We start from the raw sequence: 16890 nt of genomic DNA, 5'->3' as shown, positions 1-16890 counted from the left end.
TGTCATTTCTCCCTGAGCAGTTTGTTGAGACGGACGGCTTCGGCCACACTCCACGCTTGGGCGATGGTGCCCTTGGGGACGTGGGGCGGGTTGCCCGTATACAACTCCGGCACCGAGGCGATGCCGAAGTCCTCAGGGAAGGCACGGAGAATCGGTTTGAAGTACTTGCGCAGAAAGCCCCTGGTACCAGTCTTGTCCTCTGCCTGGCGCAGCAGGGCCTCGCCGAAGTGTCCGGCCAGCCAGGGCCAGACCATACCCTGGTGATAAGCGGAATCGCGCGCGTCCGCGTCGCCGCGATAGAAGGGCGAGTACCGGCCGCTCCTGGGCGAGAGGGTGCGCAGGCCGTAGGGCGTCAGCAGGTGAGCCTGGACCACGCTGATGATGGCCCGCATCTGTTCGGTGTCCAACATGGAGTACGGCAGTGAGACCGCGAAGATCTGGTTGGGCCGGATGCTGCGGTCCTGTCCGTCTTCGTTGACCACGTCGCTCAGGCAATTATCCCGATCATTCCAGAAGCGTTCGACAAAATGTGCCGCAAGCCGGTCGGAGGCATCTCGGGCTTGGTCTGCCAGTTCATCATCCTTGGGGGCGATCTCCAGGAAGAAGCGCAGGGCATTGTACCACAGGGCGTTGATTTCCACTGCCGCACCGTGCCGGGGTGTGACCGGCTTGCCGTAGGCCTGGGCGTCCATCCAGGTCAGTTGGGTTCCTGCGTTGCCCGCGTGGAGCAGGCCGTCGTCGTGCACGGCGCACAGGGGAACCCGTCCGTCGAGGTGGGCCTGGACGATGTTGCGCATGGCAGGGAAGAGCCTTTCCATGACGAAGCGCTTTTTTCCCTTGGCCTTGAGATACTCCTGCACGGTCCAGAAGAACCACAGAGAGGCGTCCACGGAGTTGTAGGCCAGATGCTCTGATGACTGGTCCAGGTAATTGGGCAGCAGACCGTCTCTTTCCAGACCCGCGTAGGCGGCGAGGACCTCCTCGCCGAACTCTCGGCGTCCTGTGCCGAAGGCGAGGCCGGGCAAGGCGATCATGGTGTCGCGGCCCCATTCGCCGAACCAGTGGTAGCCCGCCACCACCGAGGCGAATCCCGAGGCGTTGCGGATCAGGAACTGGCCCGCCTGGTACTTGAGCAGGCGTACGTGCTTGCTGCGATCCTTGCATTCGGCAAAGGCGGCTTCGCGCCGTTCGATTTCCTTCTTTCTGGTCCGCTCCAGGTTGCCCAGCGGTTCAGTGGACGCGGCGAAGATGACCGGTTTGCCCTTTTGCAGGTGCATTTCGAACACGCCGGGGCAGAACAGGTCTTCCTGATAGTCGAATCCACGGTCGCGTTCGACGAGGTATTCCACGTTGGTGAACCATTTGGGGCCGGGCAGGAATTCACTGGTTCGGTTCGTGCCCATGTACAGCGGGGGCATGCCTTTATATGGCTGGATCTTGCGTCCGTTGCGCTCCGGGTAGGATTTGGGCCGCAGGAAGAGGTTCTCCCGGGTCAGGGAGTGGATGTCCCGGTAGGCCAGCAGCGGGCGTATGCGTAAGGTCGGGCTGACATTACCCTCCAGCAGTTCGTAGCGGAGCAACACGGTGTTGCTGCCATGGACCATGAGCATGGTCTTCCGGATCAGGGCGTCGCCGATGCGATAGGTGATGGCCGGATAGAGCCCTTGTTCGAAACCGGCCACGAATTGGTGCCCGGTGGGATGATACACTCCCGGATACTTGTTGGTGGAAAGGTGAAATTCCTTGCCGTCGTGCAGGAGCGACGTCTCTACCTTGGAGAGGAGGACAAATCTGCCCCTCGGCTCCTTGAGCGAGGCTATGAGCAGCCCGTGATACTTGCGGGTATGGCAATTGATGATGGTGCTCGACGCGTAGCCGCCCAGGCCATTGGTATCCAGCCATTCCTTGCGGGTTGCTGTTTCCGTGTTGACGCACTCATCCCTGGAAATTCGATTCATGATGCACCGCCAATGGGAAGAAGTCATTGTGAAGTGAGCGGGGGAAGGGATTTCCCTATGATTCCGTTAAATAAAAAATCGCGACCAGTGGCAAGGGAAAAATGGGAGAGAGGGGAGTATTTTCTGTGACGTTCTCACGTCAAGGGAGCATATGTGGCCTGTGTGGCCGTCATGTAGTCAATGAATACGGTGGGTTCCGATATGCGGCAGTGTAGCGTTCGAGATGGAGCCCGGCAGGGACTAGATAGCCGCCTCAAGAATGCCGGTGAGTTCCTCCCGCGACAGGGCCACGGGGTTGCCTCGCATGCTGCTGGCGCTCTCGGCTTTGGCCGCCAGTTGGTCAAAGTGGTCCGGGGTGACTCCCATAGCGGACAGGCTAGGGATTTCCAGTTCATGGCAAAGTTCCCCGACCCAATCCGCGCCGTCTTCGGCGCTGGCGGTCACGTCTCCGCTCAGGATGACCGCGATCTCATTGTAGGCGAACAGGGCGGGCGAATCCGGTTCCCTGTGGCGCAGGGCGCGGATGTTGGCCCGCATGACATGGGGGAGCAGGCAGCCGCACACCGCTCCATGGGGCGCGGCAAAGGCGCCGCCGATGGGCGCGGCGAAACCGTGGACCGCGCCGAGCCCTGCGTTGGCCAGGGCGATGCCTGAGAACAGGGCGGCCAACGCCATGTCCTCGCGCGCCGGCAGGTCAAGGCCATCCTCGTAGGCGATGGGCAGGGAGGTGGCGGCGCGGATCAGGCCCTCCCGGCACAGGCCGCTGGTCATGGGGGTGGATCTGGTGGAGACATAGGCCTCCATGAGCTGGGCCAGGGCGTCCATGCCGGTGGCGGCAGTGACCGCCGGGGGCACCGACAGGGTGAGTTCCGGGTCGATGACGGCTACATCGGCGATCATGGCCGTATTGCGCAGGCTGACTTTGACGCCCTGTTCGCGGACGAGGAGGACTCCGTTGGCCGTGACCTCGGACCCGGTGCCCGCCGTGGTGGGGACAGTGATCAGCGGGACCGGTTTTTCACTGAGAGGCAGCCCCTTGCCGACCACTTCCAGGTAGTCGAAAATATCTCCCGTGTTGGAGATGAGCGCGGCCACCACCTTGCCGGTGTCCATGGCTGAGCCTCCACCCACTGCAACCACCATGTCGCATTCGGCGTCCCGCGCCAGGCGGGCCGCGTCGAGGGCGGCTCCCGTGTCCGGCTCCCCGGAAATACGAACGGTCGCGGCGGGGCGCAGGGCCTCTTCCAGTTCGCTGGTGCGCTCCGGGTTGCCGCCCGTCACCAGACACGGGCGTTGGCCCAGCTCTGCTGTGAGTTCTGGGATGGCTTTTGCCGCGCCGGGGCGGAAAATGATGCGGGAGGCGGTGGAGAATTGGAACTGCATGGTGCAACCTCGGGTAAGTGTTTGGCGTCAAAGCAGATGTAGCACTCCACCTCTTCGGCGGCAACAATAGTGTCTTCGTCGCGGCCGGCGGGTCGGGGAGCTATTGTTACCCCGCCGTCACCCATCCTTGCCGTCCTGCGGGTATGGTCCCGACCAAGGACGCCGCAATTGGCTCAGGGAATGACAAAGGGAGGGACGGGCCGATGAACGGGAAGGGCTATCTTTGGGGCGAATTGCTGACACTCTTCGGGGTGGTACCGCTGGTGTATTTCCTCAGCCCTGTTCACCTTCCCAAGATTCCGCTGTTACTGGTCTTTTTCTTCGGATGTCTATTTGCGCTGAGGCGGAGCGAGTCCTTTGATCAGCGTGAACTGCTGCATCCCCTGCGCGGGCACGGCGAGTCGATCAAGTGGATTGTGGCTAGGGCCGCGCTGGTGGCCGTCCTCTGCCTGGGCGTGGTGGCGTTGCTGGAACCCGCCCTGTTGTTCGGCTTCCCAAGGACCCGCCCGTGGCTCTGGCTGATGGTCATGGTCCTCTATCCGCTGCTTTCCGCCTATCCCCAGGAACTCATCTATCGGGCGTTCTTCTTCCACCGTTATCGTGCGATTCTGCCCTCCGAGGCAGGATTGGTCTGGGCGAGTACCCTGGCCTTCGCTTTTTTGCACGTCATCTTCGGTAACTGGGTCGCGGTGGGGCTGACCATCCCGGCGGGGTACCTGTTCTCGCGCACTTACGTGCGTACCGGGTCCCTGTTTCTGGCCTCCATTGAGCACGCGCTCTACGGATGCATCATTTTTACCACCGGACTTGGGCGCTACTTCTACACGCCCTCATGAGGGCGAAAGAAAAGGCCTGCCGGGGAGCTCTCCCGACAGGCCTGTATCTTGTCATTCTTTTTCGTCGTCTGGCTCGGACAGCGGGGCCGGAGCGTCCTTGGCGGGCGGCGATACCTTTTTCTCCGCCGGAGGGGCGGCCTGCGCCTTTTCGGCCAGATCAGACGCTTCCTTCACGGCCAGGGCCGTCTCTTCTTCGCTCTCCTCGGGCGTGGCCCAGGTCAGCTCCAGCTTGAATTTCTGCTTCCCTCTTTTGGTCTTGGCTTTGGCTTCGATGTTAATCTCTCCACAGGGGGCAAGGGTGACGGATCGATCTTCCTCTTCCACGACGAGTTTCCCATCGAGCAGGCCTTCGGCCAGTTTCTTCATGTAGGCCGCTGCCTGTTCCGGGGTCAGGGTTTTCTTGATCGAGACTTTGTGCTTTCCCATGGTGTCCTACCTTGTCGGAGGTGAAATGGAGGTGAGCGAGAGCAATGTCTCGCATAGCCGATATGGATCCAGACGGGACGGTTCCTTACGGCTCGCCAGCGGGCGGTCGATGACGGTCAGGCCCTGCGCCTTCAGCGCCGCCTTGTCCAACCCGCCGGGATAGTCGCCGTCCCGGCTGTCCACGATGACGTACTCCAGAGGGCGGGCATGTGTGGGAGATCCGCTCTTGTGCAGATGGTCCATCAGCAGTTGCGCCTGATCCGCCACGGACAGTCCCGTGGCCTCCGGGTCACGCCCGGTGCTGGGCACATAGACCTTGGGGCAGGGGTTGCCCGCCACCGCCTTGCCAACACCCTGAGGCAGGAGGTTGGCGATGACGCTGGAGAAGAAACTGCCGGGCGGATAGCAGATCAGATCGGCCCCGTAGATCAGGTCTTTGACCTTGCACCGGATGACGCTTTCCGCAGGGGTCGGATCGCTCAGCGAGGCGGTCAGCCAGACCTCCTCCACCGGAGAAGTGAGCGGTGGCGTTTCCTTGCCGGTGATCTTGTGCTGGCCGATGACGACGGAGCCGTCGCGGAGTTTCACCGCCATGTGCAGGTCCCGGTTTACGGTGGGCCTCACCTCGCCGCAAACCCGAGCCAGGCGGGTGAAGATGTGCAGGACAGGGTCCATGCTGCTGTGCCCGTAGATGTAGCCTGCCGTGAGGACCATGTTGCCAAGCGAGGCGCCGCGCAGGTCGAAGTCCTTCGGCATTGCTTTGCAAAAGTGTTTGAAATGGTTTCGGATGATGGTGCGCATGGGGTCGGGGATGCGCGCCAGCAGAGGGTGGCGGCCCGATGTCAGCGCATCCAGCTCCTCACACAATTCCGTTTGGTTCGCCTGTTTGGGAAGCCGGTGGGCAAATAGTTCGCACACTTCGGGGTTGCCCGCCACGGATTGGTCGGCAAGGGCCATCAGGCGGTTGCGGATGTCGCCCACGGCGGGCATGCCGAAGGCCTTTCGGAGTACGGCGGAGCTCCCCCCCGAGTCGAAGGGGGTGACCAGGTGGATGGAGTTGTGCGTGTATTCGGTCAGGGCTCTGGCCGTGTGGCGCAGGGCCGTGCCGCCGCTGAAAAAGAGCACGCGCGGCCCCAGTTCGGGGGCTCGCCTGTAGAGTTCCAGCGTATGGCGGTTGACAGCGTTAGTCATATTTGGCGTGGCAGCGGCCTTTTTGTTTGGCCAATTCCACCAGGGAGGTCTTCATGGCGTCCATGTCCCCGGCGTCGTAGGCCGTTTTCAGCCGGGCGCACTCCTCGGTGAATTCTCCGTAATATTCGTCGCCGTAGCCTTCGAAGGTGACCATGGTGGCGGCGTCGGTCAGGAATGACTCCATGGCTTCGGCAGGTGGCAACTGACCGTCGTGCGACATGGTCGTGAGCATGCGGAAGGAAGACTTCATTCGTTTTTTCAGGCTGCCGTAATTCAGGGGCGCGATTTCGACGCCCTCCAGCAGCTCCGGCGGCGGGCCGCACTCGCTGGCTGATTTGAACTTGGCCCGGACCTTGACCTTGCCGAACTGGTTCTTGGCCGAGACCCGGAACTTGACGAAATCCTCTGCACATGAAAACTCCCCATCGCCCCCATTTTCAATGGCGTCAGCCAGTTCTCTCAGGAAATCCGGCAGCTCCGCCGCCTCGATATATTTTTCAATGGTCGATTTGTTCTTCACGTTTGCTCCACTATGTCGGGTATTCGCTTTCGTGGCATTATTCGAACCTAAACAATAGCAACTCTCGCCACCGGAAGGAAGCGTAAAAAGACGAACCCCCGAGAGCGCCTCTTGTTGAGACGCTTCCGGGGGCGGAATCCGACGGACGGGGTGCCGGATTACTTGAGCCAGCCCAGGACTTCAGCCTTGCTCGGGCATTTGCCGACGACCTTGACCTCGCCGTCGATGACCACGGCGGGGGTGGAGAAGACGCCGACTTTGGCCATCTCCTGGAAATCGGTGACCTTGGTGACATCGGCGGCGATGCCGGCTTCGGCCAGGGCGTCGATGACGTTTTTCTTGGTCTCTTCACATTTGGGGCAACCGGGGCCCATGACTTGGATCTGCATGATGATAACCTCTTGCGTTGACGTTAAATTATGGCGTTGAACAGGTAGCCCACCAGCAGGATGCCGCAGCCGACCACGCCGATGAATATGGCGATGAGTCTGGGCTTGAGCACCTTGCGCAGGATGACCATTTCCGGGAAGGACAGGGCGATGACAGACATCATGAACGCGAGCACCGTGCCCACGGCCGCGCCCTTGCCGAGCAGGGCCTCGACCACGGGGATGACCCCGGCGGCGTTGGTGTACATGGGGATGCCGATGACCACGGACAGGGGAACGGACCACCATGAGGAGTCTCCCATGATTCCGGCCAGGTACCCCTCGGGGACATACCCGTGGATGGCCGCGCCCACCGCGATGCCGAGAACCACGAACTTCCAGACTCGCCCCACTATGTCCTTGACCGAATCCAGGGCGTAGCGAAAGCGATCGGACCAGGTCATGGTCTGGTCGGCCATGTTGGCCTCACCCGCGCGGATTTCACGCACCCAGTCCTCAACATGTTCTTCCAGCTTCATGCGGCCCATGACCCAGCCCGCGATCACGGCCACGGCGATGCCGGTCACGAAATAGATGGCGGCCAGCTCCCAGCCAAGCAGGCCGTAAAGCAGGACCAGAGCGATCTCGTTGACCATGGGGGCGGAGATGAGAAAGGAGAAGGTCACACCCAGAGGCACGCCCGCGGTCATGAAGCCGATGAAAAGCGGCACTGCCGAGCAGGAACAGAACGGAGTGACCACGCCGAGCAGGGCGGCCAGCACGTTGCCTACGGATTCCTTTTTCCCGGCCAGGACCTTTCTGGTCCAGTCCACGGTGACGAAGGAGCGGATGATGCCAACGAGAAAGACCACCAGCAGCAGGAGCATGAGCACCTTGGGGGTGTCGTAGACAAAAAACTGGATCGCGGACCCCAGGTGGCTGGTTTCGGCCAGGCCGAGCGCGGAATAGGTAAGCCAATTGGAAAAAGGCAGAAGCTGGCTGTAGAGGGCATACCAGGCAGCCAGGGCGAGTACGCCCAGGGCTAGCTGGCCTGTCATTCCCGGCCCCCTGCGCTGTCCTTCACGGACGGTCTCGGTGCAGGCGCATTGCGGTTTACTTTGCATGTGGTTCTCCTTCATTTGGCAAAAATGCCAATTGTTCAGCAAAAAAAATTAGCTTTTGTTGGCTTCCAGGACGGACTCGATACAATGGAAGAAATTGAGTATGCACGGCACCTTGAGACTGTAGTATATCTGTTTGCCGCGCCGCTCGTCCTGGACGATCCCGGCTTTCTTGAGAACGTTCAGGTGTTTGGAAACCGTGGACATGTCGTGGCCGATCATTTCCTGAAGCTCGCAGACGCACCGTTCTCCGCGCGAGAGCTCATCAATGACCATGAGCCTTGACGGGTGGGCCATGGCTTTCATGATCTTCGCCCGTTCTTCGAACGACGTTATCAGCGGCATCAGGGGGGCAGTGTTGTTCATCGGTTTCCTCGCTTTCATTTGGCAATATAGCCAAGCGTTCCTCGATGTCAAGGGCCGGGGGGCGAAAAAATGTGATCGGCTTACTTTTGGGAGGCCTTGCGGAAGGCTTCGCCGACGCTGATCATGTTGCTCTCCCAGTCTTCCGACAGGGGATCGAGGACCGCGATCTGCGCGTCGAGTTCCGAGGCGATGACCTTGGCGCTGCGACGGGAAAACTGGGGCTGGACGAAGATGACCCGGATGCCGAGCTCGCGGCCGTGCCGGATGATCTCCGCCAGGTCCCTCGGGCTGGGTTCGTTGCCCTTGGATTCGATGGGCAGTTGGGTCAGGTCGTACTGTCGGGCGAAATAGCCCCACGAGGGATGAAAGACCATGAACATGCGCCGGTCTTTGGGAATGGGGCCGAGGATGTCTCGCAGCCGGCCGTCCGTTGTTTCAATGTCCTTGAGCAGGGCATCGAGGTTGGCCCGGTAGGTTTCGGCATGCCCCGGGTCGATTGCGACCAGCCCCTGGCAGGTGTTCCGGGCGATGATGCGGGCGTTGTCCGGGGCGAGCCAGATATGCGGATCAAGGATTTCATCCCCGTCGTGTCCGGCGTGGGCCGGTCCATGAACTTTAGCTTCGTCCCCATCGTGTTCGTGCCGGCCGGCCATGGGTATTTTGGTTATGCCCGCCTCTGCGGAGATGAACCGCAGGTCCGGGTTGGCCCCTCGCAGGCGGGGCAACCAGGCTTTCTCAAACTCCACTCCGATGGTGAAATAGGCGGACGCCTTGGACAGCGCCACCATTTGCCTTGGGCTCGGCTCATAGGTGTGCGGGCTTGCCCCCGGGGGTACCAGCACGTGGACATCGGCCAGATCCCCGGCGATGCGGTTCACGAAGAATTGCTGCGGCAGGATGGAGACGAATACGGTCTGTCCGGCCAAGGCCGGGACGGCCATGGCAAATGACAACAGAGTTGCGAGGATGAACGCTATACATTGGCGGGACATGGTTGCTCCTTGGCCTTGTCGGATTCCAGGCATGATCCCATACATATAGCCATTCGCCATGAAATGAAAAGGGCGAGTTGCATCTTGTCGGCGGGAAGGCGGGGCAACCGCTCGACTATTCGTCCATTCCGCCCAGAGCGTACCGCTTCATCCCCTCCAGCCGTTTGATGTAAGCCTCCCGGTAGAGCGGTCCGTTTGCAGTGAAATTTTCGGCGGACTTCCGCTGGGCATCGCACCACTGAGCCAGCGCCGGGTTCCTGTGGATGCGGCCATAGGCCTTCACCATGTGCAGAGTCATGTGGCAAACGGGCATCCTGTCCCCGGCTTGGACCAGCAGGTCGGTATAATCCCGTCCCAGGTCAAGGAAGAATCCGGCCACGGCCTCGGCCCCCTGGTAGTTGGCGCCGGAGCGGAGCTTTTCCAGCATGGTTTCCATGTCCAGCCTGGCGGGCCGCCATTGTCTGCGCCACAGGGTGGGGACCGTTTCCTTCTCTTCATAAGAGATTTTGCCTGTTTCCAGGAATTGCTCGATCTTTTTTGCCAGCCGGTCGGGCATCGGGCCGATATGTTCGATGTCGCGCTGGGCGTGCAGGCCGGTCACCTCGCCATTGGTCTCTTCCAGCTTGATTTTCAGGAACGGGCAGAGGGATTCTATCCGCTTTTCCGAATCCGACCAGATGCCGCCGAATATGCGGTCAAGTTCCAGGACGTGGACGTTGTCCAGGTCGTGAGCCCATTGTTTGAAGGTCTCCGGAGCGGTGCGCCACAGTTCGTCCCATCCCTCCAGATAGGAGAACGGGTCCGGTCCGAAGGCCGGGAAGTGCGAGAGGCGTGACAAAATCAGGACGGGAACATCGGGATTGTCGAGACGGAGCCTGGCGAGCATGGTCCCATACCGCTCTAGGTAGGTGGCGGGATTGGGCTTGAACATGCGGCAGTGGGTCTGGGTCCAGGCCATCATTTCCGGTTTGTCGGTCAGGGCGCGCGGGTCCATGAAAAAAATGTATCCCTCCTCGTTGTGCACGAAGAGCGGAGTATTTTCATGAAACAGGCTGAGCACGATGAGGTCCGGGGCCGAGCCATCCACCGGTGCGAACTGGTGGGAAAGTTTCCTGCCGTGGAGGTAGTCGTCCAGGCCGTGGGTTTTCGCCAGTCCGGCCAGCGAAAGGGGAATCTCCCCTGGATGGCTGGTATAGGTCAGTGGCGAGGCCAGCACTTTGTATGCGCAGTCGTGTCCGCGCCGGGACAGGGCTCTCGCCGGAAAGTCCGCCTGACAGTTGCCGAGAAACAGGATCATGATCTCCCCGGGAATGTGGTTGAGTGTGTGAAAAGACGTGCCTGCCGTATTATATCGGATGGATACGGACAGAGCATGAGGGGGCATTTCGGAAAACTGTTTTTGATGCACAACAGGGCTTTGTGACATGTCACCAAAGCGTAACAATCGGCACATTGTGTTGTAACAGTGGTCATCTAGGTTCTCCCCATCAAAATTGGATGTCGTTTTTTTTTCATAAACCTTGTGAGGAGACTCAGCATGCCCAAATTCATGAAAATGCTCGTCGTTGCCGCCGCCATCATCGCGTTTGGCGCCGGCATGGCCCAAGCCCGCGATCAGATCAAGATCGTCGGTTCTTCCACTGTCTATCCCTTCTCCAGCTACGTTGCTGAGGAACTCGGCGCCACCACGAAGTTCAAGGCTCCGGTTGTTGAATCCACCGGTTCCGGCGGCGGTCACAAACTGTTCATGGCCGGTGCAGGTCTGGATACCCCTGACTTCACCAACTCCTCCCGCCGCATGAAGGCTTCCGAACTCGAGAAGAACTTCGCCAACGGCAACAAGGAAATCACCGAAGCCCTGATCGGCTATGACGGCATCGCCATCGCCCAGAACGCCGGCAACCCCGACTTCTCCATCAGCAAGGACGAGCTGGCCATGGCCGTCGCCGAGATGGTCCCCGTGGACGGCAAGCTGGTCAAGAACCCCTACAAGACCTGGGATCAGATCAACTCCAATCTGCCCAAGCGCAAGATCCTTTTCTACGGTCCGCCGACTTCCTCCGGTACCCGTGACGCCTTCGGCGAGATGGTTCTCGGCAAGTTCGCCGCCAAGCACAAGGATCTCTACGCCGCCGTTTCCCCCAAGGGCAAGGCCAAGAAGTACGAGGCCGTTCGTCAGGATGGCGTCTACGTCCCCGCCGGTGAGAACGATAACCTGATCGTCCAGAAGCTGACCAAGGACAAGGACGCCTTCGGCATCTTCGGCTACTCCTACCTGGAAGAGAACTCCGACCGCATCCACGGCGCCAAGATCAACGGCGTGTCCCCGGAACCCGAGACCATCGCCAACGGCGAGTACCCCATCTCCCGCTCCCTGTACTTCTACATCAAGAAGTCTCACCTGGATAAGGTCCCCGGCATGCGCGAATACGTCAAGCTCTTCATGTCCGACAAGATGATCGGCTCCCGCGGCCTGCTCAAGCGCATCGGTCTGGTGCCTCTGGGCGACGAGCTGCGCAAGCAGGTCCAGAAGGACGTCCTGTCCTACAAGAACCTGACCATGGACGACCTGAAGAAATAATTGCAACACACTCCGTAAAGAGACCGGCTCCCTTGCGAGGGCCGGTCTCTTTCGGGCTTCTTACAACATGGGGATAACCGTGACCACGGGAACCGTTCTACTCTATCTTTTCTGCGGGCTGGTGCCGCTTTCGGTGGTGGCCTACTTCCTGGCGACAAAGCGGACGTACTCAGTCAAATTCGAGGGGGAGACCTTTCACTCCACCCCCGGCAGCTACGGCTGGTACGCCATTGTCTGCACTCTTTCTCCGGCCCTGCTGGCCTCCTTCGTGGCGGCCGTTCTGCAGTTGACCGGACTTGTCGAAGTCCCTGCCACCGCGTTGCTGGCCGTGATCCTGACTCTGGCGGCCGCCGGTCTATGGCTCGGCGTCCTGACGGTCAAACCCAGCCTCAAGGCGCGCTCTTTGGTGGAGGGGCTCATCGTCAAGATGCTCTTCGTCGCCTCGCTGGTGTCCATCTTCACAACCATCGGTATCGTGCTCTCCGTGACCTTCGAGGCCATGAAGTTCTTCGACGTCGTCAACATCTGGGACTTCGTCACCGGCACCACCTGGAATCCTGACGAGGCCGTGGCCGGCAGGGACGTCCAGGGCGTGTTCGGGTCCATCCCGCTCTTCGCCGGCACGTTCATGATTACGGCCATCGCCATGGTTGTGGCTGTGCCCATCGGACTCTTCTCCGCCATCTGCATGTCGGAGTATGCCTCGCCCGCCTTCCGCAAGGTGGCCAAGCCCGCCCTGGAAATCCTGGCGGGTATCCCCACCGTCGTGTACGGCTTCTTCGCCGCCATCACGGTCAGCCCGCTGGTCGTGCATGCCGCCGAGTACTTCGGGCTCCAGGCAGACTACACCAACGCGCTTTCGCCGGGGCTGGTCATGGGCGTGATGATCATTCCTCTTATCTCCTCCCTGTCCGACGACGTCATCTCCTCGGTGCCCAATTCCCTGCGCGAAGGTTCCCTGGCCATGGGAGCCTACCGGTCCGAGTCCATCAAGAGCGTGGTCCTGCCCGCTGCGCTGCCGGGCATCGTGTCGGCCTTCCTGCTGGCCGTTTCCCGGGCCGTGGGTGAGACCATGATCGTGGTCATGGCGGCCGGTCTCAGGGCCAACCTGACCTGGAACCCGCTGGAGGGCATGACCACCGTCACCGTACGCATCGTGGACGCCTTCACCGGAGATCAGGCCTTTGACAGCCCCGAGACGCTCTCCGCATTCGGTCTCGGCCTGGTGTTGCTGGTCGTGACCCTGCTGCTGAATATCCTTTCCCTGGTGGTCATCCGCCGCTTCCGTCAACAATACGAATAAGAGAAGGTCATGTCATTCACTCCTGATCACAAACACTTGAAGAGACGGGCCAACCGTGATCGGCGGTTCCGCATCTACTCCTATTCCGCCATCATGCTGGCCGGGGCTTTCCTCGTCTTCTTCTTCGCCGATATCGTGTCAACGGCCTGGTCCGCCTTCGAGCAGGCCGAGCTGCGGGTCGAGGTCAGCTACAACGAGGAAGCCCTGGAAATGGGTGATTACGCTCTGGACGAGGACGTCAGCTATCTTGTCAGCCGAGGCTTTACCCGGTTGATCCCCAACATGATACGCAAGGACCGCCAACTGATCGGCACCTCTGAAGAAAAATGGGTCCTGGCCGACTCCGAGGTTGACCAATACCTCAAGGGCAAGCCCAACCGGCTGCACAAAAATGAACGCAAGCTGGTGGACAAGATGCGGGCCGAAGGACGGGCCAGACTCGCGTTCAACACCGGTTTCTTCATCAACGGCGATTCCAAGCTGCCGGAAATGGCCGGTATCGCTGCCGCTGCGGTAGGCTCGTTCTACGTCCTCCTCATCACCCTGGCCTTCAGCTTCCCCCTGGGTGTGGCAACGGCCATCTATCTGGAGGAGTTCGCGCCCGACAACCGGCTGATGCAGATCATCGAGGTCAACATCAACAACCTGGCTGCAATCCCGTCCATCCTGTTCGGTCTGCTTGGTCTGTCCATCTTCATCAACTTCATGGGCGTGCCTCGTTCCTCCGCACTGGTCGGCGGTCTGACGCTCTCGCTCATGACGCTGCCCGTGATCATCATCTCCACGCGCGCGGCCATCCTTGCAATCCCGGACTCCATCAGGGAAGGCGCATTGGCCCTGGGCGCGACCCGCTGGCAGATGGTCATGACCAACGTCCTGCCCCTTTCCCTGCCCGGCATCCTGACAGGTACCATCATCGGCCTTGCGCGCGCCATCGGCGAGACCGCGCCGTTGATGATCGTCGGCATGATGGCCTATATCCCCGAGGCGCCCGAAGGCGTTGTCAGCGCCACCACAGTCCTCCCGGCCCAGATTTATACCTGGTCGTCGGACTCCATGCGCGCCTTCACCGAGCGCACCTCGGCGGGCATTATCGTCCTTCTGGCAGTGATGCTGCTCATGAACGGAGTAGCCATTTACATGCGGAACAAATACGAAACCAAGTGGTAGCGGGCTTCCTCTCTCCCGGCCACGAAAAAAGGGCTTGCCATTGTGGCAAGCCCTTTTTTCGTGGCGTTTTCAATATCGATGGTGTCGTCAGTGGACGAACTGTTCGCTGAAAATTCGTTCCTCCAGGGAGTGGTCCGGGTCGAAGAGGATGGTCGTCTGCTTGCTCTTTTCCACACTGATGACAACCTTGGCCACGTTGCGGACTTCGAAGGAATCGGCCGAGGCCCCCACCGGACGCTTCTGGGGGTTGAGAATCTGGAATTCCACGATGGCGGTATGAGGCAGCAGCGCGCCGGACCAGCGCCTGGGGCGGCACGGGGAAACCGGTGTCAGCGCCAGTAGGTCCGCGCCAAGGGGAATAATGGGGCCTCTGGCGGAAAGATTGTAGGCCGTGGAACCGGCGGGAGTGGCGACCATTACTCCGTCGCAGACCAGCTCGTCCAGGCGGATCTTGTTGTTGATAATGACCCGGATGGTGGCCGACTGCTGAGAATAACGGAGCAGGGAGACCTCGTTGAAGGCCAGCGCTGCCATGCTTTCTCCCGTGGTGGTCGTAGCGGTCATCTTCAGCGGATGGAGGGTCTGCGGTTCGGCTGCGTTGAGTCGTTCCAGGAGGTTCTCTTTCCGATAGTTGTTGAGCAGGAAGCCGATAGTGCCCCGGTTCATGCCGTAGATGGGCGTGTCCAGGTGCAGGAAGTCGTGCATAGCCGAAAGGATGAAGCCGTCGCCGCCCAGGACCACGATGACGTCCGCTTCGTCCGTATCTACGAAGGCGTGGCATTTTGCCAACTCGGCGTAAGCCTCCTGAGCCATGGAGGCTCGTGAGGCGATGCAGGCGATTTTCTCAAAGGGCATTGCGGCGTCCTTGTTGCGTGAAAGGTCGGGAACGTTGGTTACCTACACCCTGGCAGTGGGGAGGTAAAGGAAAAGCCCCGGCATGTGCCGGGGCTTTTCGTTGTGTGCGTTAGTCTTGCTCAAGTCGCATATCCAGAGGGATGTACTCGCGAGGAGCCTGCCCTGTGTAGATCTGACGGGGGCGATGGATTTTGGCCACGCCATTGGTGTTGGCCTCGTTCCAGTGTGCGATCCAGCCGGGCATGCGGCCGATGGCGAACATGACCGGGAACATATTCACCGGGATTCCCAGGCCCCGCAGGATGATGCCGGAGTAGAAGTCGACGTTGGGGTAGAGCTTCCGATCCGTGAAGTAGGGGTCGTTGAGAGCTGCCTCGGCCAGCTCCAGGGCGATGTCCAGCAGGGGATCGTCGTAGCCCATGGAGTCCAGCATGTCGTGGGCGGCCTGGCGCAGTATCTTGGCGCGTGGATCAAAGGATTTGTAAATGCGGTGGCCGAAGCCCATCAGGCGGCATTCCTTGCGCTTCACCGACTCGATGTAGTCCTTGATGGTCGTGTTGCCTGCGTGGATTTCCTCCAGCATGTTGACGACGCCCGCGTTGGCGCCGCCATGCAGCTTGCCCCACAGGGCGCAGATGCCCGCCGAGACCGAGGCGAACAGGTTGGCCTCGGTGGACTGGACCATGCGCACGGTGGAGCAGGAGCAGTTCTGCTCATGGTCGGCGTGGAGCAGGAAGAACAGGGAGAGGGCGCGAACCTGCTTGTCCGTGGGCTCATAATGCTTGTGCGGGATGGAGTGCATCATGTGCAGGAAGTTTCGGCAGTAGGAGAGCTTGGGATCGGGGTACATGAACGGCAGCCCCTGGGCCTTGCGATAGGACCAGGCCGCGATGGTGCGCACCTTGGAGATGATCTTGGCTGCGGCGCGGAGAAAGTCGTCCCGGGAGGTGATTTCCAGCAGATCGGGATGGTAGCAACCCAGGGCGTTGATGACCGCCGAAAGGATGGCCATGGGGTGCCCGTTGGAGGGGAATCCCTCGAAATGGTGGCGGAGGCCTTCGTGCAGGAGTTCCTGCTCATTGAGCAGTTCGCGGAATTCCTGGCGCTGGGCGCGGGTGGGCAGGTCGCCGAAAATCAGCAGGTAGGCTGTCTCGATGAAGGTCGCTCCTTGGGCCAGGTCCTCAATGGGGTAGCCCCGGTAGCGGAGGATTCCCTGTTCTCCGTTGACGTAGGTGATGTCGCTGGTGCACGCGCCGGTGTTGGCGAAGCCGGGATCGAAGGTGATGTAGCCGGTATCGCTACGGAGCCGCGTCACGTCGATGGCGTGTTCGTTTTCCGTTCCCACGATGACGGGCAGTTCATAGGTCTTGCCGTCCAGGGTAAGCGTGGCCGTCTTGGTAGCGGTCTTTTCGGTATCTTTCAGCATATCACTCCTTTTGTTACTCATCAGTAAAGCCCCCCATGGCATAACGGGTGGAAAAGAAAATTTGGTTTTTCGCCAGGTGCCGTGTGAATATCCGGCTACGGTCCGGTGATCATGACAGAGGCTTGAATAGGTGAGTCTGTCTTTTTTTCCGCAACAGGAATCATACCTGATTTTGGGCTATTGTCAAATGAACAAACGGTGTCATTTTACTAACATCAATAATTTTAATGAGTTAAATTTTATTTCAGCCTTGCGGGAAGTTGCGGTGATCTGCGATGATTGTATGGATATTCATGTTATTTCGAGGGGTGGGTCTTGACAAACCGAATTATACCCCCATAGGGTATGTAGCGCGTGGCCGCCGCCCCTCGGTGGCTTGAGCACCAACGCACAT

The 16890-nt window shown here is 60.3% G+C and carries 16 protein-coding genes; 4 read left to right on the top strand and 12 right to left on the bottom strand.

Annotation, left to right across the window (positions count from 1 at the left end; all coding sequences use genetic code 11):
- Nucleotides 1–2 precede the first annotated feature (2 nt).
- Nucleotides 3–1958: an amylo-alpha-1,6-glucosidase gene (locus GM415_RS16185; RefSeq protein WP_158950014.1), complete on the bottom strand. Its 1956-nt coding sequence runs from the start codon at nucleotides 1956–1958 to the stop codon at nucleotides 3–5.
- Nucleotides 1959–2198: 240 nt separating this feature from the next.
- On the bottom strand, nucleotides 2199–3341 hold the full coding sequence (locus GM415_RS16180; RefSeq protein WP_158950013.1) for an iron-containing alcohol dehydrogenase: 1143 nt from the start codon (nucleotides 3339–3341) through the stop codon (nucleotides 2199–2201).
- A gap of 203 nt (nucleotides 3342–3544) precedes the next feature.
- Here GM415_RS16180 and GM415_RS16175 point away from each other — a divergent pair, with 203 nt between their 5' ends.
- Nucleotides 3545–4177: a CPBP family intramembrane glutamic endopeptidase gene (locus GM415_RS16175; RefSeq protein ID WP_158950011.1), complete on the top strand. Its 633-nt coding sequence runs from the start codon at nucleotides 3545–3547 to the stop codon at nucleotides 4175–4177.
- A 51-nt stretch (nucleotides 4178–4228) separates the two neighbouring features.
- Here the strand turns inward: GM415_RS16175 and GM415_RS16170 are convergent, their stop codons facing one another.
- The 8 genes from GM415_RS16170 to GM415_RS16135 all read right to left on the bottom strand — a co-directional run bounded on the left by GM415_RS16170 (nucleotide 4229) and on the right by GM415_RS16135 (nucleotide 10458).
- On the bottom strand, nucleotides 4229–4603 hold the full coding sequence (locus GM415_RS16170) for an amphi-Trp domain-containing protein (protein WP_158950009.1): 375 nt from the start codon (nucleotides 4601–4603) through the stop codon (nucleotides 4229–4231).
- 6 nt (nucleotides 4604–4609) lie between these two features.
- Nucleotides 4610–5794 (bottom strand): GAK system CofD-like protein, encoded by a 1185-nt coding sequence (locus GM415_RS16165; RefSeq protein ID WP_158950007.1) that lies wholly within the window; start codon nucleotides 5792–5794, stop codon nucleotides 4610–4612.
- On the bottom strand, nucleotides 5787–6314 hold the full coding sequence (locus tag GM415_RS16160; RefSeq protein WP_158950005.1) for a GAK system XXXCH domain-containing protein: 528 nt from the start codon (nucleotides 6312–6314) through the stop codon (nucleotides 5787–5789). Before GM415_RS16160 ends, GM415_RS16165 begins: the two co-directional genes overlap by 8 nt.
- A gap of 158 nt (nucleotides 6315–6472) precedes the next feature.
- The gene (locus GM415_RS16155; protein WP_158950003.1) at nucleotides 6473–6703 is read right to left on the bottom strand and encodes a thioredoxin family protein; all 231 of its coding nucleotides are present in this window, start codon (nucleotides 6701–6703) and stop codon (nucleotides 6473–6475) included.
- A 23-nt stretch (nucleotides 6704–6726) separates the two neighbouring features.
- Nucleotides 6727–7806: a permease gene (locus tag GM415_RS16150; protein ID WP_242012279.1), complete on the bottom strand. Its 1080-nt coding sequence runs from the start codon at nucleotides 7804–7806 to the stop codon at nucleotides 6727–6729.
- Nucleotides 7807–7854: 48 nt separating this feature from the next.
- The gene (locus tag GM415_RS16145) at nucleotides 7855–8169 is read right to left on the bottom strand and encodes an ArsR/SmtB family transcription factor (protein WP_242012278.1); all 315 of its coding nucleotides are present in this window, start codon (nucleotides 8167–8169) and stop codon (nucleotides 7855–7857) included.
- Between the two features lie 80 nt (nucleotides 8170–8249).
- Nucleotides 8250–9161, bottom strand: coding sequence for a metal ABC transporter solute-binding protein, Zn/Mn family (locus tag GM415_RS16140; protein WP_158949999.1), 912 nt, complete (start codon nucleotides 9159–9161; stop codon nucleotides 8250–8252).
- 115 nt (nucleotides 9162–9276) lie between these two features.
- On the bottom strand, nucleotides 9277–10458 hold the full coding sequence (locus GM415_RS16135; protein WP_158949997.1) for an SGNH/GDSL hydrolase family protein: 1182 nt from the start codon (nucleotides 10456–10458) through the stop codon (nucleotides 9277–9279).
- Nucleotides 10459–10698: 240 nt separating this feature from the next.
- On the opposite strand from GM415_RS16135, the gene GM415_RS16130 reads away from it, so the two are divergent.
- The 3 genes from GM415_RS16130 (at nucleotide 10699) to pstA (ending at nucleotide 14215) form a co-directional block, all read left to right on the top strand.
- Complete coding sequence (locus GM415_RS16130) at nucleotides 10699–11742, top strand: PstS family phosphate ABC transporter substrate-binding protein (RefSeq protein WP_158949995.1); 1044 nt, start codon at nucleotides 10699–10701, stop codon at nucleotides 11740–11742.
- Nucleotides 11743–11821: 79 nt separating this feature from the next.
- Entirely contained in the window at nucleotides 11822–13045 is a 1224-nt protein-coding gene (gene pstC / locus GM415_RS16125) for a phosphate ABC transporter permease subunit PstC (RefSeq protein ID WP_422393758.1), read from the top strand.
- A gap of 9 nt (nucleotides 13046–13054) precedes the next feature.
- The gene (gene pstA / locus GM415_RS16120) at nucleotides 13055–14215 is read left to right on the top strand and encodes a phosphate ABC transporter permease PstA (protein ID WP_158949991.1); all 1161 of its coding nucleotides are present in this window, start codon (nucleotides 13055–13057) and stop codon (nucleotides 14213–14215) included.
- Nucleotides 14216–14302: 87 nt separating this feature from the next.
- Here the strand turns inward: pstA and GM415_RS16115 are convergent, their stop codons facing one another.
- Both GM415_RS16115 and GM415_RS16110 read right to left on the bottom strand, forming a co-directional pair.
- Entirely contained in the window at nucleotides 14303–15070 is a 768-nt protein-coding gene (locus tag GM415_RS16115; RefSeq protein ID WP_158949989.1) for an NAD kinase, read from the bottom strand.
- 109 nt (nucleotides 15071–15179) lie between these two features.
- Nucleotides 15180–16496, bottom strand: coding sequence for a citrate synthase (locus GM415_RS16110; protein ID WP_242012277.1), 1317 nt, complete (start codon nucleotides 16494–16496; stop codon nucleotides 15180–15182).
- Between the last annotated feature and the right edge of the window lie 394 nt (nucleotides 16497–16890).

Source organism: Pseudodesulfovibrio cashew (assembly GCF_009762795.1).
GTDB lineage: Bacteria > Desulfobacterota > Desulfovibrionia > Desulfovibrionales > Desulfovibrionaceae > Pseudodesulfovibrio > Pseudodesulfovibrio cashew.
Note: the sequence above shows the minus strand (reverse complement) of the source record. Positions and strands in the feature narration are given on the sequence as shown.

Bases quoted from the DNA above. Each gene is read 5' to 3' on its own strand.
- GM415_RS16185 (WP_158950014.1), bottom strand. From the start codon at position 1,958: ATGAATCGAATTTCCAGGGATGAGTGCGTCAACACGGAAACAGCAACC.
- GM415_RS16180 (WP_158950013.1), bottom strand. From the start codon at position 3,341: ATGCAGTTCCAATTCTCCACCGCCTCCCGCATCATTTTCCGCCCCGGC.
- GM415_RS16175 (WP_158950011.1), top strand. From the start codon at position 3,545: ATGAACGGGAAGGGCTATCTTTGGGGCGAATTGCTGACACTCTTCGGG.
- GM415_RS16170 (WP_158950009.1), bottom strand. From the start codon at position 4,603: ATGGGAAAGCACAAAGTCTCGATCAAGAAAACCCTGACCCCGGAACAG.
- GM415_RS16165 (WP_158950007.1), bottom strand. From the start codon at position 5,794: ATGACTAACGCTGTCAACCGCCATACGCTGGAACTCTACAGGCGAGCC.
- GM415_RS16155 (WP_158950003.1), bottom strand. From the start codon at position 6,703: ATGCAGATCCAAGTCATGGGCCCCGGTTGCCCCAAATGTGAAGAGACC.
- GM415_RS16150 (WP_242012279.1), bottom strand. From the start codon at position 7,806: ATGCAAAGTAAACCGCAATGCGCCTGCACCGAGACCGTCCGTGAAGGA.
- GM415_RS16145 (WP_242012278.1), bottom strand. From the start codon at position 8,169: ATGAACAACACTGCCCCCCTGATGCCGCTGATAACGTCGTTCGAAGAA.
- GM415_RS16140 (WP_158949999.1), bottom strand. From the start codon at position 9,161: ATGTCCCGCCAATGTATAGCGTTCATCCTCGCAACTCTGTTGTCATTT.
- GM415_RS16135 (WP_158949997.1), bottom strand. From the start codon at position 10,458: ATGATCCTGTTTCTCGGCAACTGTCAGGCGGACTTTCCGGCGAGAGCC.
- GM415_RS16130 (WP_158949995.1), top strand. From the start codon at position 10,699: ATGCCCAAATTCATGAAAATGCTCGTCGTTGCCGCCGCCATCATCGCG.
- pstA (WP_158949991.1), top strand. From the start codon at position 13,055: ATGTCATTCACTCCTGATCACAAACACTTGAAGAGACGGGCCAACCGT.
- GM415_RS16115 (WP_158949989.1), bottom strand. From the start codon at position 15,070: ATGCCCTTTGAGAAAATCGCCTGCATCGCCTCACGAGCCTCCATGGCT.
- GM415_RS16110 (WP_242012277.1), bottom strand. From the start codon at position 16,496: ATGCTGAAAGATACCGAAAAGACCGCTACCAAGACGGCCACGCTTACC.